General features: G+C 51.7%; 26 protein-coding genes, 2 pseudogenes and 1 other annotated feature. Of the genes and pseudogenes, 17 read left to right on the top strand and 11 right to left on the bottom strand.

The features are described from left to right. Positions 1 to 2 precede the first annotated feature (2 nt). Complete coding sequence (gene hisG / locus MT962_RS17965; protein ID WP_024552613.1) at positions 3 to 902, bottom strand: ATP phosphoribosyltransferase; 900 nt, start codon at positions 900 to 902, stop codon at positions 3 to 5. A 37-nt stretch (positions 903 to 939) separates the two neighbouring features. Further along, positions 940 to 1,061, bottom strand: a sequence feature (His leader region). Then, positions 1,037 to 1,084 (bottom strand): his operon leader peptide, encoded by a 48-nt coding sequence (gene hisL, locus MT962_RS17960; RefSeq protein ID WP_110877335.1) that lies wholly within the window; start codon positions 1,082 to 1,084, stop codon positions 1,037 to 1,039. It overlaps the preceding feature by 25 nt. 188 nt (positions 1,085 to 1,272) lie before the next feature. Here hisL and MT962_RS17955 point away from each other — a divergent pair, with 188 nt between their 5' ends. From MT962_RS17955 to MT962_RS17940, 4 genes are all read left to right on the top strand, one after another. After that, positions 1,273 to 2,097, top strand: a complete 825-nt coding sequence (locus tag MT962_RS17955; RefSeq protein WP_024561114.1) for an SDR family oxidoreductase — start codon at positions 1,273 to 1,275, stop codon at positions 2,095 to 2,097. 49 nt (positions 2,098 to 2,146) lie between these two features. Next, positions 2,147 to 3,073, top strand: a complete 927-nt coding sequence (locus MT962_RS17950) for a LysR substrate-binding domain-containing protein (protein WP_024561113.1) — start codon at positions 2,147 to 2,149, stop codon at positions 3,071 to 3,073. 123 nt (positions 3,074 to 3,196) lie between these two features. Beyond that, on the top strand, positions 3,197 to 4,495 hold the full coding sequence (gene gabT / locus MT962_RS17945; RefSeq protein WP_024561112.1) for a 4-aminobutyrate--2-oxoglutarate transaminase: 1,299 nt from the start codon (positions 3,197 to 3,199) through the stop codon (positions 4,493 to 4,495). 187 nt (positions 4,496 to 4,682) lie between these two features. Next, the gene (locus tag MT962_RS17940) at positions 4,683 to 6,047 is read left to right on the top strand and encodes an APC family permease (protein ID WP_024558929.1); all 1,365 of its coding nucleotides are present in this window, start codon (positions 4,683 to 4,685) and stop codon (positions 6,045 to 6,047) included. A gap of 119 nt (positions 6,048 to 6,166) precedes the next feature. Here the strand turns inward: MT962_RS17940 and MT962_RS17935 are convergent, their stop codons facing one another. After that, positions 6,167 to 7,177, bottom strand: a complete 1,011-nt coding sequence (locus tag MT962_RS17935) for a tyrosine-type recombinase/integrase (protein ID WP_247366160.1) — start codon at positions 7,175 to 7,177, stop codon at positions 6,167 to 6,169. Positions 7,178 to 7,273: 96 nt separating this feature from the next. Then, positions 7,274 to 7,570: a helix-turn-helix transcriptional regulator gene (locus tag MT962_RS17930; RefSeq protein WP_247366159.1), complete on the bottom strand. Its 297-nt coding sequence runs from the start codon at positions 7,568 to 7,570 to the stop codon at positions 7,274 to 7,276. 135 nt (positions 7,571 to 7,705) lie between these two features. Between MT962_RS17930 and MT962_RS17925 the strand changes: the two genes are divergently transcribed. The 7 genes from MT962_RS17925 (at position 7,706) to MT962_RS17895 (ending at position 13,522) form a co-directional block, all read left to right on the top strand. Then, positions 7,706 to 7,981 carry a regulatory phage cox family protein gene (locus MT962_RS17925; protein WP_045352347.1) on the top strand — a complete coding sequence of 92 codons (276 nt, stop codon included), beginning with the start codon at positions 7,706 to 7,708 and terminating at the stop codon, positions 7,979 to 7,981. A 166-nt stretch (positions 7,982 to 8,147) separates the two neighbouring features. Further along, complete coding sequence (locus MT962_RS17920; RefSeq protein ID WP_000217660.1) at positions 8,148 to 8,648, top strand: hypothetical protein; 501 nt, start codon at positions 8,148 to 8,150, stop codon at positions 8,646 to 8,648. A gap of 66 nt (positions 8,649 to 8,714) precedes the next feature. Next, the gene (locus MT962_RS17915) at positions 8,715 to 8,933 is read left to right on the top strand and encodes a DUF2732 family protein (RefSeq protein ID WP_159125402.1); all 219 of its coding nucleotides are present in this window, start codon (positions 8,715 to 8,717) and stop codon (positions 8,931 to 8,933) included. Positions 8,934 to 8,955: 22 nt separating this feature from the next. Continuing rightward, a complete protein-coding gene (locus tag MT962_RS17910; protein WP_247366158.1) occupies positions 8,956 to 9,219 on the top strand; it encodes a DUF5405 family protein in 264 nt (87 codons plus the stop codon). A gap of 1 nt (position 9,220) precedes the next feature. After that, positions 9,221 to 11,257 carry a replication endonuclease gene (locus MT962_RS17905; protein ID WP_247366253.1) on the top strand — a complete coding sequence of 679 codons (2,037 nt, stop codon included), beginning with the start codon at positions 9,221 to 9,223 and terminating at the stop codon, positions 11,255 to 11,257. 355 nt (positions 11,258 to 11,612) lie between these two features. Then, positions 11,613 to 13,220: a protein kinase family protein gene (locus tag MT962_RS17900; protein WP_247366157.1), complete on the top strand. Its 1,608-nt coding sequence runs from the start codon at positions 11,613 to 11,615 to the stop codon at positions 13,218 to 13,220. A gap of 125 nt (positions 13,221 to 13,345) precedes the next feature. Further along, positions 13,346 to 13,522 (top strand): hypothetical protein, encoded by a 177-nt coding sequence (locus tag MT962_RS17895; protein ID WP_247366156.1) that lies wholly within the window; start codon positions 13,346 to 13,348, stop codon positions 13,520 to 13,522. Between the two features lie 94 nt (positions 13,523 to 13,616). Here the strand turns inward: MT962_RS17895 and MT962_RS17890 are convergent, their stop codons facing one another. Further along, on the bottom strand, positions 13,617 to 14,642 hold the full coding sequence (locus MT962_RS17890; RefSeq protein ID WP_247366155.1) for a phage portal protein: 1,026 nt from the start codon (positions 14,640 to 14,642) through the stop codon (positions 13,617 to 13,619). A 1-nt stretch (position 14,643) separates the two neighbouring features. Next, positions 14,644 to 15,264, bottom strand: a pseudogene (locus tag MT962_RS17885) (oxidoreductase); the annotation flags it as partial. Between MT962_RS17885 and MT962_RS17880 the strand changes: the two are divergent. From MT962_RS17880 to MT962_RS17865, 4 genes and pseudogenes are all read left to right on the top strand, one after another. Continuing rightward, positions 15,256 to 15,657 (top strand): annotated as a pseudogene (locus MT962_RS17880) (phage late control D family protein); the annotation flags it as partial. The pseudogenes MT962_RS17885 and MT962_RS17880 overlap by 9 nt on opposite strands. Positions 15,658 to 15,733: 76 nt before the next feature. Further along, a complete protein-coding gene (locus MT962_RS17875) occupies positions 15,734 to 15,955 on the top strand; it encodes a DNA-binding transcriptional regulator (RefSeq protein WP_071965096.1) in 222 nt (73 codons plus the stop codon). Positions 15,956 to 16,220: 265 nt separating this feature from the next. After that, positions 16,221 to 16,754, top strand: a complete 534-nt coding sequence (locus MT962_RS17870; protein WP_247366154.1) for a hypothetical protein — start codon at positions 16,221 to 16,223, stop codon at positions 16,752 to 16,754. 393 nt (positions 16,755 to 17,147) lie between these two features. Further along, a complete protein-coding gene (locus tag MT962_RS17865) occupies positions 17,148 to 18,071 on the top strand; it encodes a phage exclusion protein Lit family protein (protein ID WP_247366153.1) in 924 nt (307 codons plus the stop codon). Positions 18,072 to 18,728: 657 nt separating this feature from the next. On the opposite strand, the gene sbcB is transcribed toward MT962_RS17865, so the two are convergent. The 3 genes from sbcB to MT962_RS17850 all read right to left on the bottom strand — a co-directional run bounded on the left by sbcB (position 18,729) and on the right by MT962_RS17850 (position 21,720). Next, a complete protein-coding gene (gene sbcB, locus MT962_RS17860) occupies positions 18,729 to 20,156 on the bottom strand; it encodes an exodeoxyribonuclease I (protein ID WP_247366152.1) in 1,428 nt (475 codons plus the stop codon). Between the two features lie 90 nt (positions 20,157 to 20,246). Beyond that, positions 20,247 to 21,398: an acyltransferase gene (locus tag MT962_RS17855; RefSeq protein ID WP_024558931.1), complete on the bottom strand. Its 1,152-nt coding sequence runs from the start codon at positions 21,396 to 21,398 to the stop codon at positions 20,247 to 20,249. Between the two features lie 94 nt (positions 21,399 to 21,492). Beyond that, positions 21,493 to 21,720 (bottom strand): hypothetical protein, encoded by a 228-nt coding sequence (locus MT962_RS17850; RefSeq protein ID WP_247366256.1) that lies wholly within the window; start codon positions 21,718 to 21,720, stop codon positions 21,493 to 21,495. On the opposite strand from MT962_RS17850, the gene dacD reads away from it, so the two are divergent. Next, on the top strand, positions 21,614 to 22,786 hold the full coding sequence (dacD, locus tag MT962_RS17845) for a serine-type D-Ala-D-Ala carboxypeptidase DacD (protein WP_188724274.1): 1,173 nt from the start codon (positions 21,614 to 21,616) through the stop codon (positions 22,784 to 22,786). The two genes, MT962_RS17850 and dacD, sit on opposite strands and share 107 nt — an antisense overlap. A 77-nt stretch (positions 22,787 to 22,863) precedes the next feature. Continuing rightward, positions 22,864 to 23,340, top strand: coding sequence for a DNA gyrase inhibitor SbmC (gene sbmC / locus MT962_RS17840; RefSeq protein ID WP_024558933.1), 477 nt, complete (start codon positions 22,864 to 22,866; stop codon positions 23,338 to 23,340). 64 nt (positions 23,341 to 23,404) lie between these two features. Here the strand turns inward: sbmC and MT962_RS17835 are convergent, their stop codons facing one another. Both MT962_RS17835 and MT962_RS17830 read right to left on the bottom strand, forming a co-directional pair. Next, positions 23,405 to 24,622 (bottom strand): cytochrome c, encoded by a 1,218-nt coding sequence (locus MT962_RS17835; protein WP_247366151.1) that lies wholly within the window; start codon positions 24,620 to 24,622, stop codon positions 23,405 to 23,407. Next, complete coding sequence (locus MT962_RS17830) at positions 24,619 to 26,379, bottom strand: GMC family oxidoreductase (protein WP_024558935.1); 1,761 nt, start codon at positions 26,377 to 26,379, stop codon at positions 24,619 to 24,621. Before MT962_RS17830 ends, MT962_RS17835 begins: the two co-directional genes overlap by 4 nt. Between the last annotated feature and the right edge of the window lie 2 nt (positions 26,380 to 26,381).

The raw sequence follows: 26,381 nt of genomic DNA, 5'->3' as shown, positions 1-26,381 counted from the left end.
GCTTACTCCATCATCTTCTCAATCGGCAGCACGAGGATAGAGCTGGCGCCGAGGGCTTTGAGTTTTTCCATGGTTTCCCAGAACAGGGTTTCGCTGCTCACCATGTGCATCGCCACACGCTGCTGGTCGCCCGCCAGTGGCAGGATGGTGGGACGCTCGGCGCCCGGCAGCAGGGCGATAACCTCTTCCAGGCGCTCGGTCGGCGCATGCATCATGATGTATTTTGACTCACGGGCCTGAATTACGCCCTGAATGCGCACCAGCAGTTTGTCGATAAGCTTTTGCTTCATTTCCGGCATCTCGCCGTCACGCTGGATAAGACACGCTTTGGAGCGGTAAATGACCTCCACTTCACGCAGACCGTTAGCCTCAAGCGTGGCGCCCGTGGAGACAAGGTCGCAGATGGCGTCGGCAAGGCCTGCGCGCGGGGCGACTTCCACCGAACCGTTAAGCAGACAGGATTTAAACTGCACCCCTTTCTGGTCGAGGTAGCGCTTGAGCAGGTGCGGATAAGAGGTGGCGATGCGCTTGCCGTTCAGGCAGGCCGGGCCGTCCCAGGGTTCGTCCACGGCGGTCGCCAGGGAAAGGCGGCAACCGCCGAAATCGAGGCGACGCAGCGTGAAATAACGCGGGTCTTCGCCCTGAGCGCGGCGTGTGAGCAACTCCTCTTCCAGCACATTTTCGCCAATGATGCCGAGATCCACCACGCCATCCATCACCAGGCCCGGGATGTCGTCGTCGCGTACGCGCAGGATATCGATCGGCATATTCTCCGCCAGCGCAATCAGACGCTGAGTGTGGAGATTAATTTTTATGCCGCAACGGGCGAGCAGTTCGCGTGAGTCATCGCTTAAGCGGCCAGATTTTTGCATAGCTATGCGTAAGCGGGTGTTATCGGTCATGTTGATGTCCTCGTGATCCTGTCTGTAAACGGTCCATAAAAAAAGCCCCCGGAAGTGGATCTTCCGGGGGCTTTTTCTGCGTTCATGCACCACTGGAAGAACCGATCGTCTTCCAGCACACATCGCCTGAAAGACTAATCAGGATGATGGTGATGGTGGTGGTTTTTAAACTGAACGCGCATTGTAAATTTCTCGTGTGAATGACTATTCATTAACTGGCTTTAACCGTAAACCATACGAGGCGAAGAATGCAAGCGCTTTTTTTCATCATTAAAAATCATCATATTGCGCCCGTGAATTGTCAGCCAGACGCCGCTGGCGTAGCCTAAACTTAGTAAGTTCGCAAGATGACAGTCTCCAGGAGAGAAGGATGAAAAAGGTCGCAATTGTCGGGTTGGGTTGGCTGGGTATGCCGCTCGCGCTGTCGCTTTCGGCAAAAGGGTGGGAAGTCACGGGCAGCAAAACCACTCAGGATGGCGTAGAAGCGGCGCGCATGTGCGGCATTGAGAGTTACCCGCTGCTGTTGCAACCTGAGCTGGTCTGCGACAGCGATGACCTGGACGCGTTGCTGAACGTCGACGCGCTGGTGCTCACGCTGCCCGCCCGCCGCACCGGCGGCAACGGGGATTTTTATATGCAGGCAGTGCAGGAAATTGTCGACAGCGCGCTGGCGCACAACGTTAAGCGTATTATTTTCACCAGCTCCACCTCCGTTTATGGCAATGGCGAAGGCGTAATGAAAGAGACCTCGCCGCGCAATCCGGTCACGGAAAGCGGAAGGGTGCTTAAGGAGCTGGAAGACTGGCTGCATAACCTGCCGGGAACCTCGGTCGACATTTTGCGCCTGGCGGGGCTGGTAGGGCCGGGGCGACATCCGGGCCGCTTTTTTGCCGGTAAGCACGCGCCGGACGGCCAGCACGGCGTAAACCTGGTGCATCTGGAAGATGTTATTGGCGCCATACAGTTACTTTTACAGGCGCCGAAAGGGGGACATATCTATAATATCTGTGCCCCCCAACATCCGGCGCGCGCCATATTTTATCCGCATATGGCGCGTTTGCTCGGCCTTGAGCCGCCTCGCTTTAGCGAAGCGGCAGGCAATGGTGAAGGAAAGCGGGTGGATGGCAACCGTATCTGTAATGAACTTGGTTTTGAATATCTTTATCCCGATCCGTTAGTGATGCCAATGGAGTAGCTGCCGTTCCTGACGCCGGTAAACGTGCTGCACAGCGCAAGAGGCGACAATGAGAGCATTGCTCGATGTATTAATTATTCTTGATGCATTAGATAAAGAGGGCAGCTTTGCCGCTGCCGCTTCCCGGCTTTATAAAACACCTTCCGCTCTGAGCTACACCGTTCATAAACTTGAAAGCGACCTGAATATTCAGGTGCTGGACCGCAGCGGGCATCGCGCCCGTTTTACCCCAACCGGCACGATGTTGTTGAATAAAGGGCGCGAAGTGCTGCAAACCGTACGCGATCTTGAAAAGCAGGCGGTCAAGCTTCACCTGGGCTGGGAAAACGAACTGGCCATCGGTGTTGACGATACTTTTCCCTTTACGCTGTTGTTTCCCCATATCGAGGCTTTTTTACAGCTTCATGAAATGACACGGCTGAAGTTTATCAACGGCGTGCTGGGCGGCTCCTGGGAGTCGCTGACGCAGGGGCGCGTTGATCTGGTTATCGGCGCGATGCGCACGCCTCCGCCGCTAAGCGGGTTTTCTTTCACGCTGCTTGGCCATCTGGCCAGCGTTTTTGCGGTCGCTCCCCACCATCCGCTGGCGCAGGCGCAGGAGCCGCTATCAAGACGCCTTATCAAACGCTACCGCGCCGTGGCGGTGGCCGACCCGGCAAGTACACACCTCTCTTTTGCCTCCGGCGTTCTGGAGGACCAGGACGCCGTCACCGTTTTTGATTTCAAAGCCAAACTGGAACTCCAACTGCGCGGCATCGGCTGCGGCTGGCTGCCGCGCTATCTCGCCCAACAGCATCTTGACAGCGGCGCGCTGGTGGAAAAAGAGGTGGCTTCACACGTCTCTTACGAGCCGGTATGGATTGGCTGGAATGAGCAGACCTCGGGGCTTGCCTGCGCCTGGTGGCGCGAGCAGATCCTGAGCAACAGCGAAATTACCGCGCTTTATTCCGCTCCCGCCCCTCATGACGGAGGCTGAGTTAATTTCATACTTTCGACTTTATAACCTCGTCTATGTTTAAAGCAGGCAGATCCCTGCCGAAACCGTTTTTCTTTCACCACTGTGTTGTTAACGCAGGGGTTTTATGCGCAAGGAGGTTGTATGAGTCAGACTAACCAGCAATGGCAGCAGCGGCGCGTCGACGCCGTGCCGCAAGGGGTGGGTAATGCGCTGCCGGTTTATATTGAGCGGGCAAAAAATGCAGAACTCTGGGATGTGGAAGGGCGGCGTTATATCGATTTCGCTTCGGGCATTGCGGTGCTTAATACCGGCCATAATCATCCGGCTGTTATTGAAGCCGTTAAAGCGCAGCTTGAGCACTTTACTCACCCCTGTTTTCAGGTCACCCCTTATGGCAACTATATTGAACTGGCTGAGCGTCTGAATAAACTTGCGCCCATAAGCGAGCCGTGCCAGACGCTGTTTCTCACCACGGGCGCGGAGGCGGTGGAGAATGCAATTAAAGTGGCGCGCATCGCCACCGGTCGCTCCGCCGTTATCGCCTTTCGCGGCGCGTTTCATGGCCGCACCCTGCTGGGAATGGCGCTGACGGGTAAAGTGCAGCCCTACAAAAAGGGCTATGGTCCGTTTCCGGCGGGAATCTACCATGCGCCTTATCCAGCCTCTTACCTTGGCGTAAGCGACACGCAGGCGCTGGCTTCGCTGGCGGGCATCTTCGCGGCTGATGTCTCCCCCGACGAGGTGGCGGCGATTATCATCGAACCGGTACAGGGAGAGGGCGGGTTTTACGCCGCGTCGCCGGAGTTTATGAAGCAACTCCGCGCGCTATGCGATAAGCATGGCATAGTGCTTATCGTCGATGAGATCCAAAGCGGCTTTTGCCGCACCGGCAAAACCTTCGCTATCGAGCATTCTGGCGTCGAACCGGATCTGGTCACGATGGCCAAAAGCCTGGCGGGCGGTTTTCCTCTGGCGGCGCTGGTGGGTAAGAAATCGCTGTTTGATAAAGCGCTGCCCGGCGGGCTTGGCGGCACCTATGCCGGTTCCCCCGTCAGCATCGCCGCCGCGCTGGCGGTCACAGAGCTTATCGAAAAAGAGCGGCTTAACGAGCGCGCGCAGGCGCAGGGCGAACGGCTTATCAGCCGCCTCAAAGAACTGGCCGAACGCTATGACTGTATTGGCGACGTACGCGGCCCTGGCGCGATGGTGGCGATGGAGCTGGTGGAAGGGCGAGACAGCCACCGCCCGGACAAAACGCTAACCCAACGGCTGGTCCAGGAAGCGGGACGACAGGGCCTGATTTTGCTCTCCTGCGGGGTGCGTGCTAACGTTATCAGGTTCCTTATTCCGCTCACGGCGGAAAAAGAAATTATCGATGAAGGGCTCAACATCTTGTCATCGAGCCTCGAAATGGTGCAAAATACGCGCCCTGCAAAATGAGATAAATAACCGACGTAAAACGCGTCGGTTATTTTTTTGCAGTTTAGCAACGTCATTAAATTCAAGAGGCCGGGCTTCGTACCGGATAGATACTTACTAAAAATCGACAGTCGTGTCGCTGAGGAAGAATATAAGATGGGGCAATTCCTTGCTTTTGCGCTGGCTTTCGCCGTAGGGGGAAATCACCATGTCGCATAACGTCAATAACGTTAACACCCCTCGCGTGGAATTACGTAAAACGCTTACGTTAATTCCGGTTGTAATGATGGGCCTGGCCTATATGCAGCCGATGACGCTGTTCGATACGTTTGGTATTGTTTCTGGTCTGACGGATGGTCACGTGCCGACCGCCTACGCCTTCGCACTGGTAGCGATTCTGTTCACCGCGCTGAGCTACGGCAAACTGGTGCGTCGTTACCCGTCTGCGGGTTCTGCCTACACTTACGCCCAGAAAGCGATTAACCCGACCGTGGGCTTCATGGTGGGCTGGTCTTCGCTGCTTGACTACCTGTTCGCGCCGATGATCAACATTCTGCTGGCGAAAATCTATTTTGAAGCGCTGGTGCCTGGCATTCCATCATGGATCTTCGTGATAGTGCTGGTCGCCTTCATGACCGTTTTCAACATGCGCACCCTGAAAGGCGTGGCGAACTTCAACACCATTATCGTGGTGCTGCAGGTGGCGCTTATCGCCGTTATTCTGGGCATGGTGATTTACGGCGTTTCTCATGGCGAAGGCGCGGGTACGCTGGTGAGCTCCCGTCCGTTCTGGTCTGAAAACGCGCACGTGATACCGATGATTACCGGGGCGACGATTCTGTGCTTCTCCTTCACCGGTTTTGACGGCATCAGCAACCTGTCTGAAGAGACGAAAGACGCAGGCCGCGTTATTCCGCGCGCTATCTTCCTGACGGCGCTGATTGGCGGGCTTATCTTTATTTTAGCGACTTACTTTATCCAGCTCTATTTCCCGGATATCTCGCGTTTTAAAGATCCAGACGCGTCGCAGCCGGAAATCATGCTCTACGTGGCCGGCAAAGCGTTCCAGGTCGGGGCGCTGATTTTCTCCACCATTACCGTGCTGGCTTCCGGTATGGCGGCGCATGCAGGCGTTGCGCGCCTGATGTACGTTATGGGCCGTGATGGCGTATTCCCGAACCGCTTCTTCGGCTACGTTCATCCGAAATGGCGTACCCCAGCGCTGAACGTGGTGCTGGTAGGCGCTATCGCGCTGATGGCGATTAACTTCGACCTGGTGATGGCGACGGCGCTGATTAACTTCGGTGCACTGGTGGCGTTTACCTTCGTCAACCTGTCGGTGATTTCTCAGTTCTGGATCCGCGAGAAGCGCAACAAAACGCTGAAAGATCACTTCACTTACCTGATTCTGCCGATCTGCGGCGCGTTGACGGTAGGCGCGCTGTGGCTGAACCTGGAAGAAAGCTCCATGGTGCTGGGTCTTATCTGGGCGGGCATCGGTGTGGTTTACCTGGCCTGCGTAACCCGCAGCTTCCGCAACCCGGTTCCGCAATACAACGAAGATATCGCGTAATTCAGGCGAAAAGAAAAAGGCTCCCGTCGGGAGCCTTTTTAATGTCTGGCGTAGCTGGAAAGCCGCGCCAGACAAGGCTTCACATTTTACTACTAGCAGCCAAAAGCCATAAAAAGCGGCTAGGGTGTGGACACATTGTGGACACTCTTACCACCATTAGCACCCTTCAGCGGGTTAAGCGAAATCGCGTCCTGCAGGTACTGAGGAGCGAAGTGCGCATAGACCATTGTCTGCGCAATTTTCGTATGACCTAAGATCCTCTGCAGTGTGATGATATTGCCCCCGTTAATCATAAAGTGCGTGGCGAAAGAGTGTCTTAGTGCATGTGTTGCTTGCCCCGCCGGTAAGTCGGGCTTAACTTCTTTGAGGATTCGCCTGAATTCAGCATAACTGGCATCAGGAAACAGAAAGCCTCGTGCTTTGCCGACTACGTAAGCCGCAACGTCATCAGAGATCGGGACCGTGCGCGGTGTGTTGGTTTTCGTCTTAACGAAAGACGCCCGGTTATGAATCACGTTCTCCGCTTTCAGCCTTGCAGCCTCACCCCATCTTGCCCCGGTACTCAGACACAAGACGGCAATTTTACGATTATCTCCTGATAGCGCTGCCAGTAAGGTGTCAATTTCCTCAAGAGTGAGATAGCCCGTTTCGGCAGTCTGCTCTTTCAGTTTTTTGAACCCCCTAAACGGATGCTCGCCGTTATACATTTCTGACTCAATCAGGGTAGTAAACATTCCACCTAATGTAATCAGGTCGCGGTTGATGGTAGTTGGCTTAATACCTTCAGCCCGGCGTTGAGCACAATATTGCGTTATCAGGCTCTTGGTGATCTGGAAAGCGCATGGGTTACCGGTCATCGTTTCGAAACGCTCAATTTTCCTGAGATACGATTGACCGTGTTCCTCGTGTTTACCTTTCAGCTTCCACCATAACTCTTTCAGTTCTGACAGTTGGCGTTTGTCCGTGGGTTTTGAAAGCCATTCCTTTGAGTGATGGTTATATTGAGTATGCTTTTCAAAAGCCATCGCCTCGCTTTTCTTATCGAACTTCCGACGGATGCGTTTTCCTTTACGCCCAGCCGGTCTAATGTCCACTTCATATCGACCATCATCGAGCTTTTTAACAGACATAAAGCCTCCCGATGATGTTACTGCGTACTTCAATTTCCTGATTTAAATAGCAAAAACTCACTGTGCATTTACTGCACAAAAAAGCGCTGTAAATGGTTAGCCAGTTTTCTGGTCTGAGTGGGGTGACGTTGTTGTCTGCTGCCCAAAGTGCGCGAGAGCCGGTGCAATCTGCCCAGCTTCAGGTGATATTGTCTCTGTCATGAACCACATCGTATATTTTTTGAACTGAGGATGATTCAAAATCTTCATCACCGCCTGTATGCCCATATCTTTTACACCCTTCTCGTAACTCGAAAGAGAACTGTATGGAACACCGGTTAAGTCACTGAATTCTTTCCTATTCATACGTTCAGACTCACGCATGATCGCTAGCTTTTCATTTACGGGCATCATCGTAATTAACACTCCACTATTGATAGAAAAACGATAACGGAGTAATCTTTGATTCGTTATCGCAAAACAATGGCTCCAATATGGCAATTAATAGCCATTAGGAGCAATTAAAACACTAACGAGGAATACTCACAAATGAATAGGGTCATTGATAGTGTGAGCGACGCCGTTCCATACCAGGAATTCGCGCGCCTTATTGGTAAAACACCTGCAGCCGTTAAAGGCATGATTGAGAAGGGCAAGCTGCCTGTAGTCGAGATGACTGATCCGCAGTCAACGAGTGGGCGCGCAGGGGAATATTGGGTCTACCTGCCAGCATGGAACAAAGGAATGAAGATGGCGTATGACAGCCGTCCTAAAGAGATTCGCGATGGTTGGCTGATGTGGCTCGGATTAGGGGGGCCAGTATGAAGAATGAACCTCGTTGCATTGCACAGTTGCTTCGAAGAGAAAGCCCTAATCCGATTAACTTCACTATCACTCACGGTCGCGGACGCAAGGGCATCATCATCCGAACCCGTAAGAAGGGTGTTATCGAGAAGCTTCGTCGTTTGGTCAAAAAAAGAGGACTGTGGTTATGACGGTAATGACACTTGATGTGATCCAGAAACAACCAACAGCACTTCGCGGTCTGGTCTGCAAGTATCTGGCTCAGCCTCGCTGGCAGGATACCTGTGATTTTTACAATCAGATGATGGAGCGGGAGCGTCTAACGGTTTGTTTCCACGCTCAATTAAAACAGCGTCACTCTGTGATGCGCTTAGAGGAAATGGCTGAAGCCGATCGTGAGCGTCTTGTTTGTGCACTTGATGAATTGAGAAATGCATTCACCCGGTATCGTCAACTTGGCGCGTCAAAAGCAACTTTCATCAGCCGCCTGACCGTCAGCCAAAGGCGTTCATTGTTTCTTCATGCCGGACTGACAGAGCAGGAATTTATGATGCCGCACTGGCGTTTGAATGAAGAGGACTGTTACTGGCGTGACAAACTTTTCCGCGCTCTGCGAGAGCTGTTCAGCCTTTTTGAATACGCACCAACTATTTTAACCTCGGTAAAACCTGAGCAGTATTTACATTAATTAATCTGGATTCGACTAATTACGCGCCTTACAGCGTGGGGACTCCTTTTGCCCGGAGATAGGCAAATGCAAGAACAAAATACAGCGCAGCGGGGGATGTATTCGGCACATCTGGCGCAGGCAGTAAGTGAGGCACAGCGCGATACGGCGACCCGTTTCTCTTCTCAGTTTGACGGGCTTATCGCGCACATCAGTAAGTCAGAACTTAATCGTACCGAGATTATCGAGTTATTAGGTCAGGAGTCTGAAAAGTTACACAACTCAATTTTTGGTAGGGCTGGCTAACCACTTTTAACAGGAAGCAAAAATGTGCATACGCATCGAGATTAATAACCAGTACGTCATCACCAGTGACCGCTATCACTTCATATTGCAGGAAAAAAAGACCGCTACATCCGGGAAGAATGAAGGTAAGGAATGGTTGGACGTTGTGGGTTACTACCCAACTATCCCTAAGCTTATCTCAGGCTTGGTATTGCATGATCTTTTGACCAGCGATCTTACTGGCTTCTCAGCTCTGGAAGCTCGGATTGAACGAATGGGGAAGCAATGTCTGGACGCTTTTAAATAATATGTCCAACGAACCTCGGGGGCGTGTTGCCCCCTCGCCACCACCACCATTTTTGAAGGGCACTAGTGATTCATTCGTCGGTGCTTACCCATGGAATGCTCCACGTCCTGCAATTGGCCGTGAAAGACCCCTTACACGTGGCGAATTCCGTCAGGTGCAAGGCGTTTTAGTTAAAGTTAATCGCCTGCCATATGTCTTAAAAACGTTGTTTAACTCGCGGTATGACTTCATCCGTCGTACAAAAAGCCCACTTCATGGTTTCTATTTCCTCAAGAATACCGTTGAGCAAAGGGTGGGGCCGCGTCTTGAGCGGGTTAATCAGTTAAATGGAATGAACGAGACTGCATCGCTTCTCTTTCTGAGCGAGCGCGAAAGCTATTCACGATTAGCGGGTATGAGTGACAAAGCGCTCAAAAAATTTGCTGCTCGTATTGCTTCGCAGCTCTATGTTGCTTATGAGGAACTTAGCGACGCATGGGCAGATGCTCATGGCGGTAAAGAAACCCTTTTCACCGATGAAGCGCAGGCGCACTTATATGGTCACGTTGCCGGTGCAGCTCGTGCATTCAACATTACCCCAATGTTCTGGAAGAAATACCGCAAAGGGCAAATCACGATCCGCCAGGCATTTTCCGCCATCTCTCGTCTGATTAACGATGAATGGTGGATTAACCAGTTTAAGGCGCAGCGTATGCGCTGGCACGAGGCTTTGCTGATTGCCGCCGGTGAGGTGAATAAAGACCGCTCCCCATACGCCAGCAAAACGGCGATCCGTGATGTACATTCCCGCCGTCAGGCTAACTTCGAATACTTGAAGTCGTGTGACTTGGAAAACAAAGTCACCGGTGAGCGCATCGATCTCATCAGCAAAGTCATGGGAAGTATTTCAAACCCCGAAATCCGTCGTATGGAACTGATGAATACTATCGCAGGAATTGAACGCTATGCGGCCGGTCAGGGTGACGTCGGGATGTTTATCACTATCACCACGCCGTCGAAGTATCACCCGACACGTCAGGTTGGAAAGGGCGACAAAAAGACGGTGCAGCTTAACCACGGATGGAATGACACTGCCTTTACGCCCAAGGATGGACAGCGGTATTTGTGCCGTATCTGGAGCCTGATGCGTACAGCTTTTAAGGATAACGGTCTGCAGGTCTACGGGATGCGTGTTGTTGAGCCGCATCATGACGGGACTCCGCACTGGCATATGATGCTTTTTTGCAAACCAGAGCAACGCAAACAGGTCACCGAAATCATGCGCCGTTATGCCTTAAAAGAAGATGGCGATGAAAAAGGCGCTGAAGCACAGCGCTTTGAAGCTAAGCACCTCAATCAAGGTGGCGCAGCCGGTTACATTGCAAAATACATCGCGAAGAATATCGATGGTTACGCGCTCGATGGTCAGGTCGATCACGACACCGGCAAACCTCTAACCGATACCGCAGCAGCTGTAACCGCATGGGCATCAACATGGCGTATCCCGCAATTCAAATCAATTGGTCTGCCGACGATGGGCGCATACCGCGAACTGCGCAAACTGCCTCGCGGGGTAAGTATTGCTGATGAATTCGATGAGCGTGTCGAGGCAGCCAGAGCTGCAGCTGATAAAGGTGAATTTGACCGGTATATCGCAGCGCAGGGTGGGGCGAATGTTCCACGCGATAGCCAGACCGTCCGTGTGGCTCGTAACGTGACTGATGAGGTCAACGCCTATGAAGAGGATATAGAGAGAGTTGTGGGCATCTACGCCCCGCACTTGGGCTCTGAGCTGGTACGTCTTACTCGGACAGCCGAATGGCGCATTGTTCCAAAGCTTTTGGCCGTTGAGCCTTTGACTTTAAAAAGCGGCATTGCCGCGCCTCGGAGTCCTGTCAATAACTGTGGAAAGCTTACTGAAAACACGGCTCAAGTCATGGAGCCTACATCCTTTGAGTGTGCAGATATGATGCTAAATCCGATTGATAACATTATTTGTTTGAGTGATACAGGAGTTATGAAAAGGGTCAGAGTTGAGTTAAAAGATAATATATTTTAGCAATATGGGTAACAAAGGCCGGAAGATCTATGGAGTCTAAGAAAAACTCTTTGAAGGCGACTCATAGAATTTTAATGATTACTAATTAGTTATATCTCTAATGCCCTCAAGAAGCATAACCTTGAAAAAGCAATTGAAAACTAATAGTTTCTTTTTAAGATGATGTAGAGGCTCATAATTTGAGTTCGCATGATCACCATTAGTGATTAAAATGATTTTTAGTGATTACCATGCTAACTTGTTTCTTGCGTATTTTTCTATAACTCTTTGTTTGCTCATGGATATTTTGTGTTGTATATTTAATTTGAGACTGTTCTCTATTTATCATATTTCTAATAATTGATGGGTTTTTTCAATGACTACACAAAGTTTGCCGAAGCAACTAAAAGCAGTTGGTTTTATAGATACCAATGTTGGCCGTTTTGATTACAAAGGGGTAATTGGTGAAGGTGGGAATAGTAATGTTTTTCTCTATTCTCATTTAAAGCACGAATTTGCGATTAAGTTTTTAAAGCAAGAAAGTGAAGATAGTAAAATAACAAGATTCAAAGATGAGTATTTTTGCGTTGCACAAATGCCTACTCATAAAAACGTAGTCAAATATTATCACCTAGACAAAATTAAAGTTGCTGAGAATGATTATTATGTCATTATTATGAAGCGTTATGCAAGGAGTGTGAAAAAAGATTATGCAAATCAAGAGTCAGCTGAAACGTACTATGACTCAATGCGTAAATTTTTTACGGCCCTTTATAATGGGATTAGGTTCATTCATCATCATGAGATCATTCATAGAGACCTTAAGCCAGAGAATGTGTTTGTTGATGAGATTAATGATACATATGTTATTGGTGATTTCGGCATATCCAAATTTGACGATGATGTCTATGCGCGGTTTTCAAGAACACAAGATGGCGAAAGGTTGGCAAACTTCAAATTCTCGGCACCTGAGCAATCGTCAAATACTTATGAAGTAACAAAATCTAGTGATATTTACTCTTTCGGACAATTGCTGCAGTACTTTGGTACAGGAGATGTTAGCAAAGGACCCGGTCGAGCACCTTTACTATTTCGTAATGAGTCAGAGTTCTTAACTATTCTGGATAAAGTTATTAATAAATGTATAATGCATAACCCTAGTGATCGATTTTCAAGCATGGAGGACATTAAAATATTCTTTGACACTGAATCCGAATCATTTAAAAATCAAGAAAAAATGCGTGAGCAGTCGAAAAGAGATTCAGAACGTTGGCTTTTTTTACATGACCTAGATGATGCTATAGTCCGCAGCATACCTCATATAAATAGATTGGCTAAAATTTCAACCGAAAATGATATAAGCCAGTTCTTATCGAATGTTGATGCTCTTATCATGGATGAAGAAAGAAAAGATCATCTTTGGATGATAGATTCTACTGGTGGTGATCTTAATTATCATGGGGCAATTCTTAAAAGCGGTCGTCTCTACAACGTCATGTACGGCGTTTTTCCACATCAAATTACTATTGATGAAATTTATGCCTATAATGACAGGAACTATCCGTATAAAAATTTCTTTATAGTTTTAACTCACGGCATGCCACAATTTGAATATTCTGATATAAATGATCTTTCTAAGTATAAAACTCGAGGCAATATAACTTCTAAGGTAGATTACGCAATAGAATGGCGTGGACATTACCTCGATCCAGACGATGTTAGGAACCAGTATGTCAGAATTGAAGGAGAAACGTACGCGGTAAATCGTGATGAGTTTAAAGATACATATCGATTTATCAAAAGAGATGCTTTTTTAGTCGTCCCAACTGGTACGCCATCATCACATATGAATGACCGAACGGTGGCAACAGATTTGATTGCAGCGAGTGTGATAAACCCTAGTGGTTTGACAATTTCTGATGTCGATTCTTATCTATATAAAATTAGACGCTATTATGAATCGTGGATCCGTGATGCACTATAATCAAAATCCTTAAAAGTTTAAATTTAAACCGGTACCTTGCGTCCGGTTATTTTATTACATTTTACCGTGACGCTTCAGTTTTCGGGAATGCATGCATATCATGCATGATTTTGCATGCGCTCGGTATGCCTTATCTGCAAGAGTGCTTCCATAGCTGGTGGGGGCCAAGCGTGATCATGCTGCTGCATCAAAACCGCTCCATCAAGCGGGCAGGCGAGGCGGGGATAGCACTGCGCGCCAGACGTGGTGACAGGATTTATTTTACGCGTCTGTGCGCGTCGTGGTGGCGCGCTGTGATGTGAAGTCGTCAAGGTCATGTCGGGGCGCTTGCGTCGCGTGTGCGGCGTCTGGCTTGCTCTGAGGATGTGCCGCCCGCAGGCGGCATTTTAGGCGGGGTTATTCGGTATCGATGTTGTAATCCTTAAAGCGGATCACCTCCATCCCGAGCCAGTCGTTTATCTCTTTAAACCGCTCCTGCAGCGGCGTCAGCTCGTTACGCACAAACACCCGCGCCACCTTCTCGATGTCGCCCATCGAGCCGATATTCTCAGGCTTGCCGCCCATGAGCTGGAACGGTACGCGGTGCGCATCGAGCAGGTCAGCGGCGCTCACCTTCTTGATGTTAAAAAAATCATCCTTCGTGGCGACTTCACTCAACGGCACGATCTTAATGCCATCCGGCTTCCCGTTCGGGGCGTAGAAAAACAGGTTTTTGAAATTACCGAGTCCTTTCGAGTCACGCATGGCGGAGCGCAGCGCCTCAACGTCGGTGCTGCTCTGCGCCGCGTCGGTCACGTACATGATGTAACCCGCGTGCGCGCCGTTCTGGTAATACTTGCGACGAAACAACGTGGCGGATTCATTCAGCCAGGCGGAATTGAGCGCGCTCAGGTATTCCGGCATCCCGTAGAGCTCCTGATTGATATCGGGCTCAAGCAGGTGAAACACCGAACCGGGGGTGAACTGGTGCGGGTGCGTATAGTCCGACACGTACCAGTAAACGCCATCCTCGACACCGCGGCGGGTGTATTTGGCCGGGGAGGTTTCCAGTTTAAAGAGCTGGCCGGTCACGCTCATGCGCTTTTCGAGATAGCCGTTTGCAAAGACCAGATAATCAAGCACAAGGCGGCTGAAGTCCTGACGGGACAGCAACGGGTGCGGGATAAAGGTGCTGGTCAGAATGTTGCGCTTGACGTAAATCGGGGAGCTGTGGTGTACGGCTGCGCGCAGGCTTTTTGCCAGTCCCGAGAAGTTGACCGGCGGCTCGTACCATTTGCCGTTATTGATACACTCGACATAGTCGAGGATGTCGCGGCGATCCAGAACGGGTGACGGCTCACCAAAGGTGAACGCCTCCATTTTCTGAGGCGCGCTGGCGGTCATGCTGGTCTGTTTTGGCTGTTTGTTTTGGCGTTTTTTCATCTTAGTTAATATCCAGAATTGAACTTGATTGCATACCGCTACCGGCGGAAAGCGGCTCGTTTAACAGGGCGTGCATGGTCGCCCACGCGATATCCGCGTGGCTGGCTTCCTCGCTGCGGCTGGCTTCATAGGTCGCGCTGCGGCCGCTGCTGGTCATGGTTTTGCGGATAGCCATAAATGACTGCGTGATGTCGGTTGCCCCTGCGTCGTATTCCAGACACCCGCGGCGAATGGTGTCTTTTGCTTTCAGCACCATTGCGGTTTTCATTTCCGGCGTGTAGCGGATGGCGCGCGCCGCCGGGAAGAATGAGCGCACGAGCTGGTAAACACCCTGGCCGATGCCGGTCGCATCGATGCCGATATAGTCGACGGTGTATTTTTCGGTCAGCGCCCGGATGGCCTCGGCCTGCGCGGCAAAGTCCATACCTTTCCACTGGTGACGCTCAAGGATGCGGAACTTGCCACCGGCAACCACCGGCGGAGCCAGCACCGCGCACCCGGCGCTGTCGCCGGTGTGTGACGGGTCATAGCCAATCCAGACCGGTCGCCAGTTAAACGGTCGGTCGGCGAACGGCTCGAAGTCCTCCCATTCTTCCATCGCATCGACCATGCAGCGCTGCAGCACCCGAAAGCAACCAAAGCCCCGGCAAAGACCAAAGCTAAAAAAGAGCAGGAAGCGCGCGAGGGTGAATATATGGCCGGTGAGGCTGACAACGTGCTGGAACTGACGACCATCTACGCGACAAAGGCGCAGGCCATGCGCGCCGCTCAGGCTAAGTGGGACAAGCTGCAGCGAGGCGTTGCGGAGTTTTCAATCTCGCTGGCGATTGGCCGGGCAGATTTATTTCCTGAAACGCCCATCGCGGTGAAAGGCTTTAAGCGCGTTATAGACGAGCAGGCGTGGATAATCAGCCGGGTGGTGCATAACCTCAACGGGAGCGGCTACACGACGGGCTTAGAGCTTGAGGTTAAGGTTTCGGATGTGGAGTACGAAAGCGAAGAATTAACGCAGTGATTTATTTTTAAGTGTTTGTTATATAATGATAAATTGAGTAAAATTAGCGCATCGGAAAATAAATGAGGTGCTCGCCATGTTTCACTGTCCAAAATGCCATTTCGCCGCTCATGCCCGCACAAGTCGCTATTTTACTGACACGACCAAAGAGCGGTATCACCAGTGTACAAACATCAACTGCAGCGCGACGTTTGTGACCACCGAAACGGTCGAGCGCTTTATTGTATCGCCGGGGATAGTAGTACCAGCGGCACCGCACCCGACATCATCCGGCCAGCAACAAATTCACTGGCAGTGACTAAAAAGAAGCCCCGCAAACGCGGGGTTTTAGTTTCTAGTGATAATTCAATGGACTCACAGCCAGAAGCGGACGTGTGTCCATAAACGGCTGATCAACACTCAGTAGCTTTAAGCCAATGTCGCTATTATTTCACTTTCACTAATGATTGATTTTGGTTCTAGTAGAAGACATAATATAAAAAATGTGGTTTCGAGAAAAAAATAATTAGTTTTCAATGCATTTGTGTGGTCGAGTGTTTAATAACATCAAGAGGTAGTTTTTGATGACAACCTGGGTGGAAGTTGTTGATACGGCTGTGAAGATTGGATTTGGTGGTATAATAACGCTGGCAGGTACATTTATTATTTCAAAAATGAATCACAAACATGAATTTGATAAAGATAAAAGTCGTCGCTATTATGATTCATTAGAATCTGTAAGCACTCAGGTTGAGGATATGACACATATATCCTTACGCTATTGGGCTTTGATAATTGAATGGGTTAGAAATAATGAACAGAAGGGACTGGATCTTACTAAAGAAAGGCAAGAAGAGTTAAAGAAAACAAAATTAGATTTATTTGACAATTTTAAAAGTTTGACTGTTGCAGAGTCGAAGCTTTTGCTTTTAGGTTTAACTGATACATCAGTTGCTTTAAGAGACTACGGTGATTATTTAAAAGCAATGCGGAGAAATTATTATGATGGCAAAAGTGACATTAAAGAGTCAGATCTTGAAAATGTAAGGGCTACGTTGCTTTATAAACGTAAAGTCCTATTTGATTTTTTATCTAGGGATTATAAAAAAGGAATATAGGAGCATAGGATTTAATTTTAGAGGTGCTATCTCCTCCCTATTTAGCAACCTAGCTTCAAGTTAAGATGATAATTTTAAATCTGAAACCTAGTTTATCATAGGTATATGAGATTACTAATGGTATAAATTATGATGTTTAGTTGAGACTTGTAAATAGCCTTTCCAAGTGTAATGGAAATGCTTACTATTCGTACACTGAAGACTTCATGCCTATCGCTTGTGGCTGGAGCGGGCAAAGGAACATTTTATATTCATTTTTTCTAGTGGTTTAAAATAGCACTTTATGCTTTTTATTATCAAATAATAGATGTGTTAAGAATTATATGAACATCTAAAATAGAGCATTAACACAACATCGTTGCTTTATAACAAATAGAATAAGGATTCGGTTTTATGCCATCACTAGAAACTATAGTTTTAAACCTCCTAAGAGGGGCTGTCCCCGAGAATGCTGATGAGCTCTGTCAGACCTGGAAAAGCTATAAACACACGGTCGAGCTTGCAAAGGATGCCCATGGATCAACAATGAATGCAACTAGTAGGCGCATCGAGTTCGACTCTAAAACTATCGATTTCTTTTGGTTATTTGGGTTTAGTTCATGGTTAACGATTGAGACATATTCTCCAGCCCTAGTAAAAGCATGCTTAGAAGGTATGACGTTAGAGTCGGCTTTAGAATCTGATGAAGAACGTGGCCAATATGAACTAAATTATAAACAGCATTTCCATACTACAAAGTCTTTGCTAAGCGTTGCCAATACATCTGATATTACATGGCCTCAAGATATTCCTTATCCAACAGAAACGCGAGATAGTTTGAATAATGCTCAAGAGCAAACTGTTTTTGATCTAGTAGCATTAGCATTGTCTTTTTCAATACTTCATGAATATAATCATGTCCAAGCACGAGCTGAAGAAAAAAAACATGAAAATCTCCAAGAGAAGAATGAAGAAGAGTTAGCCTGTGACACTTGGGCTCGTGAATATATAACTAAGGGGGCCGGAGACTATGCTAAAAATGCTGGACATACTTATGAAGAGGTCATGCAAAAACGAGCAATGGGGATAGCTCTTGCCGCCTTTACTATACATGCATTAACACCAGATACCGATAAATGGGGTAGTGAAGAGTACCCATCTATAGCAATGAGGATTCAAACAATGATAGGGGGATACAATCTTTCAGACTCATCGCATTTTTGGTGTTTTACCGCTTGTCTTCTCATCGCGGTGATGAGACAGGACAGCCGTAAGCTTGATTATAAAGCTTCAACATGTAAAGAGTTTGTTACCATAATCCTATCGGAATTACACTAAATAATTGTGAAAGAATAATAGGCAGAACAGAATGATATCTGTCTATTATTCGTAATAGTCGTAACTTGATCTGACACATAGCCTTGAAAGATTGATAGTTAGCGGTTTTGGTATGGGTGTCGAAGTTTTATACAAAACACAAGGTAACTCTCCTCTTTCATACTAACAATCCTGTCATCATACACAACGCCGGTTTACTTAAGGTGGCTGAGGAACTCAGCAAGATATCTGAAGCTAGCAAAGCTATGGTCGTTTCGCAGTATGTTGCGTAAACAAGTTGTTTTTATCTCTTGAAGCAGCGTTCGTTCTTTTACAAAGTCAGCTCTTCGCTCACAGCAGACAGTCGTAAGAATACTCCTTACTGGCTAAATGTGTTTTTACCCATCAGCATCAGTTCAAACAAATGCCCCGCATTCACGGGGCTTTTTATACGATGTGGTCAATATGTGGACGCCACCTGAAATAAATCCTTTTATTTCATTATGTTGAAGCGTTAAAAAAAGCTCCTGCGGGAGCCTTTTTTGTATGTGGGCCAGCATGAGAGAAAAACCCGGCGGGAGAGGCCCTTCTTTGCCCAGGCGGGCGGCGCTGTGCTCACCCGCGTGTGAAAATACCAAACCGCGTAACGCAGGCAAGCGAAGCGCAACGCGCGTCACCTCAGCCCACGATTTCCTGCGCGTACTGATACAGCGCCTTAATCAGCGCGATTTTCTCTTTATCCCCTTCGTACTGGTTGTAGAGCATCTCCAGCTCCTGGGCATAGGCCTGCAGGAATTCAGGTGTGAAGCGGTCGCGGCGGTACTGCAGCCAGCGTTGCTGCTCGGCTTCATCCAGCGTGCCCGGGAAATTACGGGCGCGGAAGTTAAACAGCAATTTCTCAATGCGCTTGTCGGCAAACGTGATATCCAGCGCCGGCAGATTCTGCGGCGGCGTTTGCAGGATGATGCGCATGCCCGCGCGGTCGGCGTCGCTGAAAAAGCCGTCATAAAGCTTCGCATCGACGTTATCGCTCGGCGGAAAAGGCGGCGCTTCGGCAAACAGCGCGACCACTTTTTCCCGCACCTGCGGGGCTTCTCGCAGCAGCTTCAGGTTCGCCAGACACTGCTGGCGGTCGATGCCTAAACGCTCCGCGTCTTCCGGGCGCAGCGTGTTCGCCTGGGCCAGCACCGGGCATTTATTCAGATGAATCAGCTTAATGGGCGCCGCCGGGTCGTCGCCAAGGCTGGCTTTTGGCGTATAGAGCCGCTCGCGCAGCGCGTCGTGGTCGAGCTCCAGCAACGGACTAATATCGCCCGCCAGATCCGCCACAATTACCGCGTTCCGGTTTTCCGGGTGCCAGGCGAGCGGCGCAATCCAGCTGGTGTTGCCACGCCAGGCGCCGAACATGCCGGAGACATGCACCAGCGGTTTCATCTGCGGAATATCGATAAGCGTCATCAGCTTCTGCTTGCTTCGATAGCTGTAAAGATACTCAAACAGCCGCGGCTGGCGGGTTTTCACCAGTTGCGCCATGGCGATGGTGGCGTGAACGTCCGCCATCGCGTCATGCGCATTGCTGTGCTCAATGCCATTGGCGGCGGTAAGGTGCTCCAGGCGGAAACTCGGCAGCCCGTCGTTGTTCTCCGGCCAGACAATCCCTTCCGGGCGCAGCGCGTAGCAGGCGCGCATGACGTCGAGCAAATCCCAGCGGGAGTTATCGTTCTGCCAGCTCCAGGCGTAAGGGTCGTAGAAGTTGCGATAGAAAATATTGCGCGTCACTTCATCATCAAAGCGGACATTGTTATAGCCCACCACGCAGGTTTTCGGCACGGTGAAGAGGGCGTGGATGCGCCGGGCGAATTCCGCTTCGTTCTCGCCTTTCGCCAGCGCTTCCTGCGGCGTAATGCCGGTTATCAGCACCGCTTCAGGCTGCGGCAGGTAGTCGTCGGCCGGTTTACAGTAGAACACCTCGGGTTCGCCAAGCGCGTTGAAATTTTCGTCGGTTCGCAGGGCGGCGAACTGGGCAGGCCGGTCCAGCGACGGGCTGGTGCCGAAGGTTTCATAATCATGAAACAGAAAAGTGGGTTGCGCCGAAGGCTCAGACACGGGGATTTTTCCAGTCAGTAATACACTGTCTTTAATGGTAAACCATCCCCCCGACAAGCAGAAGAAAAAGGGCGCCGAAGCGCCCTTTTATCAGGGTAAAACCTGCTCCGGCCGGACATTCTTGCCGGTAATAACGCGCCTGCCGAGCGCAATGCCCGGTTTTTCCACCCGGTGGAACAGCCCCCAGGCGCACAGGTAAACCACAGGCGTGCAGAGCGCCGCCACCATCAGCATGCGTACGGGCGAGGGGAGATGCTCAAAATTGCTGTAGTTCACCAGCAGCGCGATAGTCGGGATGACAATCATCAAATGCAAAAGGTAAACGGAATAGGAGACATCGCCCAGGAACTGGCTTATCCGCAGCGTCAGCAGGCGCTTTGGCAGGCGCATGGCGCGCTCAAGGCGCGAGCCTTCCGCCGCCTGCCATAGCAGCGCCGTCATGCCGATTATCATCACCCACTGCGCTGCCAGCCGCACCGGCGTAACCGCAATGCCCATCCAGGCGGCGCAAAGCGGGGCGAGGAGCGCCACCAGCCAGAGCCGCAGGTTGCTTTCGCGCACCGCCTGCGCCATCACCATGCCCGCCAGAAACAGCGGCAGCTTAATTAAAATCATCGACGGCATCGGGAACGCGTCGAAGTAATCCGCCAGCAAAAAGCGCGCCGCGAGGCAAACCACCATGACTACCAACGCGCTGAGCATAAAACCCCAGCGCATAACCATCAGCATGATAAACGGAAACAGGACGTAGAACTGCATCTCCAGACCAATGCTCCAGTCCGGCAGCACGGTACGGAAGGAATAGTCCGGCAATGCGCCGAAAATAAAGCTCAGGTGGGTAAGGATATTAAGGAATGAATGATCGGCGTAACGGCTGGCGTCGGTCTGGGTGGAAATCCAGGCGCTGGCGATAATATCACGACACTCGCCAAACAGGCCGCCGAAAATAAGCGCGACGATAAGTAACAAATAATAGAGCGGAGCGATCCTGAAAAAGCGTCGTAGCCAGAACTCCCGGATGGTCGTCAGGCTATTCCACGGCGCTTTTTCACGCCGATCCTGATAATTTTTCGCCATCAGATAGCCCGACAGCAAAATAAACAGATCAACCCCCATACCCGGGTCGTAAAGCAGCGGAATACGGCACTGCACCAGCAGACAAATATGCCCAAAAAGCACCCACAGCGAGGCGATGCCCCGTAGCCCCTCCAGCTCCGGCGACCAGTTTTTGCCCTGCGCCATAACGTTTTTCCTCTGGTTAAAATAAGGATGCATGAAACCAGGAAAAAAGCATTCAGGGCAATCGGAACAGCATGAGAATGTCTGATTATCAGAATTACCGCAAATCAATGGAAATAGCGGCGTACAGATTTTGAGAAATATTTCCTTGCAATTTGCCCGCGCAACGAAATAAGAACTCCCGTAAAACAGGCGACGAAAAATATGTCATTGAGGATATGCTGTTGAAACTTCGCCCTTTATTTGCCGCTTCTTTGTTCGTTTTTCTTGCGTGCCCCGCTTTTGCGGATACCCCAATAAGCGGTTCGCCGGTGCCGCCACCCATTCAGGCGGGCGCCTGGGTATTGATGGATTACACCACGGGCCAAATTCTTACGGCGAATAACGAGCACCAGCAGCGCAACCCGGCCAGCCTTACCAAACTGATGACCGGCTATGTCGTGGATCGCGCCATTGACAGCCACCGTATTACCGCCGACGACATCGTGACCGTAGGGCGCGACGCCTGGGCAAAAGACAACCCGGTGTTTGAAGGCTCTTCGCTGATGTTTCTAAAAGCAGGCGATCGCGTGACGGTACGCGATCTGAGCCGTGGGCTGATTGTCGATTCCGGCAACGACGCCTGCGTGGCGCTGGCGGATTATGTGGCGGGCGGCGAGCAACAGTTTGTCGCCATGATGAACAATTACGCGCAAAAGCTGCATCTGGCGGATACGCATTTCGAAACGGTGCACGGCCTCGACGCTCCCGGCCAGCACAGCTCGGCGTATGACCTGGCGGTGCTTTCCCGCGCCATTATTCACGGCGAGCCGTCGTTCTACCATATGTACAGCGAGAAAAGCCTGACCTGGAACGGCATCACCCAGCAGAACCGCAACGGTCTGTTGTGGGATAAGAGCCTGAACGTGGACGGGCTGAAAACCGGCCATACTTCCGGCGCCGGTTTTAACCTCATTGCCTCAAGCGTTGACGGCAACCGCCGCCTGATTGCGGTGGTCATGGGCGCCGAAAGCCCGAAAGGGCGCGAAGATCAGGCGCGCAAGCTGTTGCACTGGGGCCAGCAGAATTTCGACACTGTGCAGATCCTGCATAAAGGCAAAAAGGTGGGAACCGAGCGAGTCTGGTACGGCGATAAAGAGCAGGTGAACGTCGGCACCGATCAGGATTTCTGGCTGACGCTGCCGAAGGCGGAAGTGGCGAATATCAAAGCGCGCTACGTGCTGGAAAAACCGGAGCTGGACGCGCCGCTGGCGGCCAACACGCGCATTGGCGAAATTCAGCTTTATGACCGCGATAAAGTGGTGGCGCACTGGCCGCTGGTTACCCTGGATAACGTTGAAAAGGGCGGCATGTTCTCGCGTCTTAGCGACTACCTGCATCAAAAACTGTAAGGCGCGCTTGCGCGCTATCGCACGGCTTGTTGGTGAGAACTATCTATACTCGGTTATTTAAACCGTGAGGAGAGAGCATGAACTACACCATTGAGCACGTACCCGAGCGCGCTATCGCAGGCTTTCATCTGGTTGGCCCCTGGGAGCAAACGGTGCCGCAGGGGTTCGAGCAGCTAACGATGTGGGTGGATAATAAAGCTATCCAGCCTAATGAATGGATCGCCGTTTATTACGATAATCCGGAAAAAGTGCCCCCGGAGAAGCTGCGGGCGGATGTTGTCGTTTCTGTGCCGGAGGGCTTCAGCCTGCCGGAGAACAGCGAAGGCGTGATCCTGACGAAGCTGCCGGGCGGCGAGTATGCGGTGGCGAAAACCAAAGTGGTGAACCAGGATTTCGCCTCCGCCTGGGATGAATTTTTCGTTAAGCTGCACCACGACGGTATAAATCGGGTGGCGGATAAACCCTGCTTTGAAATCTACCTCAATGATGGGCAGGCCGATGGCCACTGGGATATCGCCATGTATATTCCTGTCGGGCCGAACGCCACGGAATAAGGCGTTTAGCCAGTAAAAAGGCCACCCCGGGGGTGGCCTCTGTTTTTCTGCGCATCATCACGCCTTACGGCGTTAAGCGTTCGCGCATTTTCTTCACATCGTCTGCGCTAACCGCCGGCGCCGAGTTGCCCCAGCTATTGCGGATATAGGTCAGAACGGTCGCTATCTCTTCATCGGTCATGATGCTCGCGAAAGCCGGCATCGCCGGTGCGGTTGGGCGCGCGTCGGTATCCACGCCGCGGCTGCCCGCCAGCACCACGTGCGCCAGCGAAACCGGCTCAGAGGCATTGACCAGCGCGTTGTTCGCCAGCTGCGGGAAGATGTTCTTCTCGCCCTTGCCCGACGAGCCATGGCAGGCGGAGCAGCGGTCGAAGTAGATGTGGCGCCCTGCAATCATCTGCTTGTCGTCGCCTTTAAGCGGCGCCGGCACCTTCTCATCTTTCACGCCGAGCGATTTCAGATAGACCGCCACCGCCTGCAGGTCTTCCTCTTTCCAGTATTGGGAAGAGTTTTTCACCTGCTCGGCCATCGGCCCGGAGGCGATGTCGTAGCGGTTTACGCCGGTGCGCAGGTAATCCTTGATATCCTGCTCGCTCCAGCGGCCAATGCCCTGGTGATTGGCGGCGGTAATATTCGGCGCCCACCAGTTTTCTATCTCCGTTCCCTGCAGGAAGTTGTCGTTCTTATCGCCGCCTATCATGTTTTTCGGCGTATGGCAGGTGCCGCAGTGACCAAGGCCCTGCACCAGATAGGCGCCGCGGTTCCACTCAGCGGATTTCGACATATCCGGCTGGTAAACGCCCCTGTCGAAGTTCAGCCAGTTCCAGCCAATCAGGCTGGTGCGGATGTTGAACGGGAAGGGCAGTTGGTTGGTTTCCACCGGGTTATGGATGGGCTCCAGCGTTTGCAGGTACGCCCAGATAGCGCGGTTATCCTCATCGGTGACTTTGGTGTAAGCGGTAAACGGCATCGCGCCGTAGAGCCGCTTGCCGCCGTGGCCGATCCCTTCGGACATGGCGCGCTTAAAGTCATCGTAAGTCCAGTTGCCGATGCCGGTTTCGCTGTCCGGTGTGATGTTGGCCCCCACCAGCTTGCCGAACGGGGTGCTGATTTCCACACCGCCTGCGAACGGTTTTTGCGGATCGCTGGTATGGCAGGCCGTACAGTCGCCCACGGTCGCCAGATAGCGCCCTTTTTCAACCTGCTCGAACTCCGGCTGCGCCTGCGCGCCAAACGACGCGAGACCGAGAGCGAGAAGCGATAAAGCAGCTAGTCGTTTCATACGCTTATCATCTCCCCCGGGTTTTTCAGGTAGAAGTTGCGGATGGCGTGCGCCGCTTTAAACGCCAGCGCGCCCACGGTGCCGGTCGGGTTGTAGCCCGGGTTTTGCGGGAAGGCGGAAGCGCCCACCACAAACAGGTTCGGCACATCCCATACCTGGAGATGCTTGTTCACTGAGCTGGTGGAAGGATCGGCGCCCATGATAAAGCCGCCCACCACGTGGGAAGACTGGTACGGCACGCTGTTCCAGTGGCCGGTAGTCGGCTTGGCGACTATCTCGCGCGGCCCCATCGCTTTGGCGATTTCCGCCACTTTGCCGGTGCAGTACTGCGCCATTTTCAAGTCGTTTTCCGGGAAATCGAAGGTGATGCGCAGCAGCGGACGCCCCAGATGATCTTTGTAGTTCGGGTCGAGCGACAGATAGTTGGTGCGCGTGGTGTAACTGCTCGCCTCGCAGCCAATCGACATGGTGCTCTGGTAGTTTTTCACCATCGCCTCTTTCCAGCCTTTGCCCCATTTCGGCGAGCCCGGCGGTGTCGGGTGATAGTTAATCGGCGCGCCGCCGATTGGCGTTACGCGGATGCTGCCGCCGCCGAAGAAGCCAAGGCCGCTGTGGTCGAAGTTATCGTTATTGAAGTCGTCGATGCCCATGCCCACCGCGCCCGCGCCGATGAACGGGTTGAACTTCTTATCATCAAAGAAGAGTGTCACGCCGTTGGCGGTCTGGTAGGCATAGTTACGCCCGGTGGTGCCGGAGTTGGTCACCGGATCGTAAGGCTTGCCGATGCCGGAAAGCAGCATCAGGCGAACGTTTTCAAAGGTAAACGCCGCAACGATAACCAGGTCAGCCGGTTGCTCCCACTCGTCGCCGGAGGAGTCGATATAGGTTACGCCCGTCACCTGCTTGCCGGTGTTGTCGGTATTGACCTGCAACACTTCGCAGAAGGTACGCGCTTCAAAGTTCTCCTGGCGCAGCAGCGCAGGGAGCACGTTGACGATGGCGCTGGCTTTGGAGTAGTTGGCGCAGCCGTAGTTGGTGCAGAAACCACAGAAGGTGCAGGGGCCCATGGTCACGCCATACTGGTTGGTGTAAGCCTCTGAGACCAGCGAAGAAGGCACCGGGAAAGGGGTATACCCCATGTTCTTCGCCGCGTCGGCGAACAGCACCGGGCCGTAGGGCTGGCGCAGCGGCGGCGTAGGGTATTCGCCGCTGCGGGTGCCTTCGAACGGGTTGCCGCCTTCCTGGCGCTGGCCGTTCAGCACGCCCGCTTTGCCGGAGGTGCCCGCCACGCGCTCAAACGCCATGTAGTGAGGCTCCATCTCCTCCCAGGTGGTGCCCCAGTCCTGCAGCACCAGCTCGTCAGGAATACTGCCGTAGCGCTCAAGCAGGTGGCTTTTTAAGCGAAACTCTTCCGGCTGGAAGCGGAAGGTGATGCCCGCCCAGTGGTTGCCCGCGCCGCCGGTGCCGTTGCCCGGGTGGAAAGAGCCCCAACTGCGCATCGGCAGCGCCGTCTGCGACGGATTGTTGCGCATGGTGCAGGTGTTTTGCCGGGTGCGCAGCATCAGCTCCTGGCGCTGCACGTAGCGTAATTCGTCCGGGACGGTGTTGATATTGAAGTCGCGCGCGGTGTCGCGCCACGGGCCGCGTTCAATGCCGACCACGTTAAGACCTTCGTCGGCAAGCTCTTTTGCGATGATAGAGCCCGCCCAACCGAGGCCCACCACGACCACGTCGGTTTTAGGTAATTTCTTCGCCATGT

The sequence above is a fragment of the Franconibacter sp. IITDAS19 genome (assembly GCF_023079515.1).
In the GTDB taxonomy this organism is placed as follows: Bacteria; Pseudomonadota; Gammaproteobacteria; order Enterobacterales; family Enterobacteriaceae; genus Franconibacter; species Franconibacter pulveris.
This window is presented reverse-complemented; position numbering and strand designations above follow the sequence as displayed.

What these genes read in the sequence shown, in the direction of transcription:
- MT962_RS17940 (WP_024558929.1), top strand. Translation starts at nt 4,683, where the DNA reads ATGTCGCATAACGTCAATAACGTTAACACCCCTCGCGTGGAATTACGT.
- MT962_RS17850 (WP_247366256.1), bottom strand. Translation starts at nt 21,720, where the DNA reads ATGGGTGGCGGCACCGGCGAACCGCTTATTGGGGTATCCGCAAAAGCG.
- MT962_RS17935 (WP_247366160.1), bottom strand. Translation starts at nt 7,177, where the DNA reads ATGTCTGTTAAAAAGCTCGATGATGGTCGATATGAAGTGGACATTAGA.
- MT962_RS17835 (WP_247366151.1), bottom strand. Translation starts at nt 24,622, where the DNA reads ATGAAACGACTAGCTGCTTTATCGCTTCTCGCTCTCGGTCTCGCGTCG.
- MT962_RS17900 (WP_247366157.1), top strand. Translation starts at nt 11,613, where the DNA reads ATGACTACACAAAGTTTGCCGAAGCAACTAAAAGCAGTTGGTTTTATA.
- MT962_RS17950 (WP_024561113.1), top strand. Translation starts at nt 2,147, where the DNA reads ATGAGAGCATTGCTCGATGTATTAATTATTCTTGATGCATTAGATAAA.
- MT962_RS17915 (WP_159125402.1), top strand. Translation starts at nt 8,715, where the DNA reads ATGCAAGAACAAAATACAGCGCAGCGGGGGATGTATTCGGCACATCTG.
- MT962_RS17910 (WP_247366158.1), top strand. Translation starts at nt 8,956, where the DNA reads ATGTGCATACGCATCGAGATTAATAACCAGTACGTCATCACCAGTGAC.
- MT962_RS17890 (WP_247366155.1), bottom strand. Translation starts at nt 14,642, where the DNA reads ATGAAAAAACGCCAAAACAAACAGCCAAAACAGACCAGCATGACCGCC.
- sbmC (WP_024558933.1), top strand. Translation starts at nt 22,864, where the DNA reads ATGAACTACACCATTGAGCACGTACCCGAGCGCGCTATCGCAGGCTTT.
- MT962_RS17955 (WP_024561114.1), top strand. Translation starts at nt 1,273, where the DNA reads ATGAAAAAGGTCGCAATTGTCGGGTTGGGTTGGCTGGGTATGCCGCTC.
- MT962_RS17905 (WP_247366253.1), top strand. Translation starts at nt 9,221, where the DNA reads ATGTCCAACGAACCTCGGGGGCGTGTTGCCCCCTCGCCACCACCACCA.
- MT962_RS17855 (WP_024558931.1), bottom strand. Translation starts at nt 21,398, where the DNA reads ATGGCGCAGGGCAAAAACTGGTCGCCGGAGCTGGAGGGGCTACGGGGC.
- MT962_RS17865 (WP_247366153.1), top strand. Translation starts at nt 17,148, where the DNA reads ATGCCATCACTAGAAACTATAGTTTTAAACCTCCTAAGAGGGGCTGTC.
- MT962_RS17830 (WP_024558935.1), bottom strand. Translation starts at nt 26,379, where the DNA reads ATGGCGAAGAAATTACCTAAAACCGACGTGGTCGTGGTGGGCCTCGGT.
- hisG (WP_024552613.1), bottom strand. Translation starts at nt 902, where the DNA reads ATGACCGATAACACCCGCTTACGCATAGCTATGCAAAAATCTGGCCGC.
- MT962_RS17920 (WP_000217660.1), top strand. Translation starts at nt 8,148, where the DNA reads ATGACGGTAATGACACTTGATGTGATCCAGAAACAACCAACAGCACTT.
- MT962_RS17895 (WP_247366156.1), top strand. Translation starts at nt 13,346, where the DNA reads ATGCCTTATCTGCAAGAGTGCTTCCATAGCTGGTGGGGGCCAAGCGTG.
- gabT (WP_024561112.1), top strand. Translation starts at nt 3,197, where the DNA reads ATGAGTCAGACTAACCAGCAATGGCAGCAGCGGCGCGTCGACGCCGTG.
- MT962_RS17925 (WP_045352347.1), top strand. Translation starts at nt 7,706, where the DNA reads ATGAATAGGGTCATTGATAGTGTGAGCGACGCCGTTCCATACCAGGAA.
- dacD (WP_188724274.1), top strand. Translation starts at nt 21,614, where the DNA reads ATGCTGTTGAAACTTCGCCCTTTATTTGCCGCTTCTTTGTTCGTTTTT.
- MT962_RS17870 (WP_247366154.1), top strand. Translation starts at nt 16,221, where the DNA reads ATGACAACCTGGGTGGAAGTTGTTGATACGGCTGTGAAGATTGGATTT.
- MT962_RS17875 (WP_071965096.1), top strand. Translation starts at nt 15,734, where the DNA reads ATGTTTCACTGTCCAAAATGCCATTTCGCCGCTCATGCCCGCACAAGT.
- MT962_RS17930 (WP_247366159.1), bottom strand. Translation starts at nt 7,570, where the DNA reads ATGATGCCCGTAAATGAAAAGCTAGCGATCATGCGTGAGTCTGAACGT.